Raw genomic sequence first — 3053 nt, 5'->3', positions numbered from 1 at the left:
GCGCCGCGTGCGTCTTTTGTGCGGTCCCCCTCCCCCACCGCCACCCCTGGATTTCGGGCTAGCAAAAACCCTGGCCTAGCTCACCACGCGCCGGTTCATGCCCCCCCGCTTCTTCATTCAAGGTCTTTGCAGATTGTCGCCTCAGTTGGTCGCGGGCTTTGACTTGTCCTGATCCTTGAGCTGGCTCCAGGCATTCTGCTGGGCCAGCATCTGGCGCAGATAGGCGACATTGGCCTGCGCCTGTTCGGGCGAGAGTTCCTGCGAAGCGATCTTTTCGGCTTCGTCGAAACGGCCCTGCAGCCCGACGACCAGCGCCAGGTTCTGGCGGACCCGGCTGTCCGCGTTGGGCTGCTGCGCGGCCGAGCGCATATAGGTTTCGGCGGTGCGCAGGTCCCCTTCCAGCACATAGGACATGCCAAGATTGGAGAGCACCGAAGGCTCGTTCGGCTTGAGTTCGAGCGCCTTGCGATAGAGCTGGCGCGCATCGGCCTTCTGGCCGATCTGGTCGAGAATGGCCGCTTCGGCCGACACTAGCCTCCAGTCGGGATATTCCGGCGTCTGAGCGCGGCGCACGGCGTCGAGTGCCGGCTCGAATTGGCCATTGGCCGCCAGTGCCTTGCCGTAGGAGGCAAGCACGTCACGATCCTTCGGCAGAGCGATCGCCAGTTTGCGCATCACGGCGAGCGATTGGTCGGCGTCGCCATCCATCTGCAATGCCGCCGCATAATTTGTCGCTATCCGCTTGTCGTTGGGGTTCCTGGCATAGGATTGGCCAAGTGCGCCGGTGGCATTGTGCAGTTCTCCGGCCGACATGGTTTCCAGAGGTTTGCCGCCGCTGCGTCCGATAGAGCCGGTGGAGAGCTTGTCGGTTCCGCAACCGGCAACGCCCGCCGCGAGCGCCAGCACAAGGGCCGTGGTGATGAGCCGTTTTCCCCTGGCGTTGATCCTGCGGTTAGTCGGCATCGGCCCCGGGCCTCCATTCATGCGCGGCCATTGCGTGGCCGTCTTCCCTCCCGCAGAAATATTCTGTTAACCCTAACGGACAGTTAAGAACGGCGACTCGGGGGCCGCCGCATGGAGAACATCGAATGCCTGTCGAACTGGTCGAGAAGAAACTGCCGGGCGCACTGCCGGTTCATCTGGTCGCCAGGGACGGCCTGGACGCAGCCGGTCTTGCGCCAGCCGCTGTCGCCTGGGCCAGAGCCAACGGCTTTTCCGGCGAGGCAGGCAGGACGCTGGTCGTGCCTGGCGAAAACGGAGCACTCGGCGGCGCCTTGTTCGGTATCGGCGATGGCGAAGGCGCGCTCGCCCTCGGCGCGTTGTCGAAAGCCCTGCCTGAAGGCGACTGGCATTTCGCCTCGGCGCCGGCCGAGCCGGAACTCGCGGCAATCGCGCTGATGCTCGGCGGCTATGTCTTCACCCGCTATGGCAGGAAACCCGGCAAGGCGCTGCGCTTCGGCCTGCCTGCCGGCGTCGATGCGGGGCGCGTTCGCCGCATCGCCGATGGCGTTTTCCTGACACGCGATCTGGTCAACACGCCGACCAGCGACATGGGGCCGGAGGACTTGGAGAAGGCGGTCCGGACCTTGGCCGGCAGGCACAAGGCCGAAGTCTCGGTGGTCAAGGGTGACGATCTCCTGGAGCAGAACTTCCCGATGATCCATGCCGTCGGCCGTGCGTCGGCCGGTGCGCCACGCCTGATCGACATGCGATGGGGGCAGCAAGGCGCACCGAAGGTGACGCTGGTCGGCAAGGGTGTCTGTTTCGACACTGGCGGTCTCGACATCAAGCCGTCGTCCGGCATGCTGTTGATGAAGAAGGACATGGGCGGTGCCGCCAATGTTCTTGGTCTGGCCTCGATGATCATGGCCGCCGGGCTGAATTTGCGGCTGCGCGTGCTCATTCCCGCGGTCGAGAATTCGATTGCCGGCAACGCCTTCCGACCCGGCGACGTGCTAGAGAGCCGCAAGGGCATGTCCGTCGAGATCGGCAACACGGACGCCGAAGGACGGCTGGTGCTGGCCGATGCCCTGGCGCTGGCCGATGACGAGGAGCCGCAGCTTCTGGTCGACATGGCGACGCTGACAGGGGCTGCCCGCGTCGCGCTAGGCCCCGATCTTCCGCCATTCTATACCGGCGACGAAGCGCTGGCATCCGACCTCGCGGCGGCTTCCGTTGCGGCCGAGGATCCGCTGTGGCGCATGCCGTTATGGCGGCCTTACGATGCAAAATTGTCGTCGAAGATCGCCGACATCAACAACGTCACCACGGACGGTTTCGCCGGCTCGATCACGGCGGCGCTGTTCCTGAAGCGCTTTGTCGAAAAGACCGTTGGCTGGGCGCATTTCGATATCTTCGCCTGGAATCCCGCCGACCGCCCGCATGGCCCCGCAGGCGGCGAGGCGCAAGGCATCCGCGCTCTGGAGCGGATCATCTCGAAACGTTACGGGGGATAGCTCCAAGCAGAGCCGGCAAATCGCCGCAACTGAAACGGAACCGAAACAATTTGCCGTCATGCTGCTCGGATGTCGATTGCGATGCGCCCGAGCCAGGCCTTGCGACTGTGGCAGCAAGTGATGCTGTCGCAGGTGCGCGACGACGCGCCCGATCTGACGATGCGCCAGACCGCGATCCTATTCACCATCTATCTCGATCCGCCGCCGCACACCGTGCGCGGGCTTGCCGCCCGGCTCAATGTCACAAAGCCGGTGATCACCCGCGCGCTCGACACGATGGGCGCGCTGAAGCTGGTGTCGCGCCATCGCGATGAACTCGACAAGCGCAATGTGCTGATCAGGCGCACGGTCGAGGGTGCGCTCTTTGTCGAGCGCTTCGGCGATGGTATCATCGCCAAGGCTCACGAGTTACCCATCTAATTTCAGAGTTGCCGATTTGACTGCCAGGGATGCCCGCCTTCACGCTTTCCGTTCCGACCTTGCCGATGCACGGCTGCAGGGCGAGGTCGCGGGGCGCCCCGTGGGTGGCGGTGGGGCGGCGCGGGGGGGCCGGGGCCGGGGCGCGCGCCGCCTGGCGGCCGCGGCGGCGGGGGCGCG

3 protein-coding genes are annotated in these 3053 nt (G+C 65.2%); 2 read left to right on the top strand and 1 reads right to left on the bottom strand.

All coding sequences use genetic code 11. The features are described from left to right. Window positions 1-141 precede the first annotated feature (141 nt). Window positions 142-963: a tetratricopeptide repeat protein gene (locus NKJ06_RS34990; protein ID WP_352630191.1), complete on the bottom strand. Its 822-nt coding sequence runs from the start codon at window positions 961-963 to the stop codon at window positions 142-144. 125 nt (window positions 964-1088) lie between these two features. On the opposite strand from NKJ06_RS34990, the gene NKJ06_RS34985 reads away from it, so the two are divergent. Together NKJ06_RS34985 and NKJ06_RS34980 are read left to right on the top strand one after the other, a co-directional pair. Further along, a complete protein-coding gene (locus tag NKJ06_RS34985; RefSeq protein WP_352630190.1) occupies window positions 1089-2456 on the top strand; it encodes a leucyl aminopeptidase family protein in 1368 nt (455 codons plus the stop codon). Between the two features lie 69 nt (window positions 2457-2525). Then, on the top strand, window positions 2526-2876 hold the full coding sequence (locus NKJ06_RS34980) for a MarR family winged helix-turn-helix transcriptional regulator (protein ID WP_056588405.1): 351 nt from the start codon (window positions 2526-2528) through the stop codon (window positions 2874-2876). Window positions 2877-3053: the final 177 nt, after the last annotated feature.

Origin of the sequence: Mesorhizobium sp. M0293, assembly GCF_040321735.1 — a bacterium.
Lineage (GTDB): Bacteria > Pseudomonadota > Alphaproteobacteria > Rhizobiales > Rhizobiaceae > Mesorhizobium.
The sequence above is the reverse complement of the archived record's forward strand: the minus strand, read 5'-3'. Positions and strand labels throughout refer to the sequence as shown.

Coding starts and splice junctions, on each gene's coding strand:
- NKJ06_RS34990 (WP_352630191.1), bottom strand. CDS start 963: ATGCCGACTAACCGCAGGATCAACGCCAGGGGAAAACGGCTCATCACC.
- NKJ06_RS34985 (WP_352630190.1), top strand. CDS start 1,089: ATGCCTGTCGAACTGGTCGAGAAGAAACTGCCGGGCGCACTGCCGGTT.
- NKJ06_RS34980 (WP_056588405.1), top strand. CDS start 2,526: ATGTCGATTGCGATGCGCCCGAGCCAGGCCTTGCGACTGTGGCAGCAA.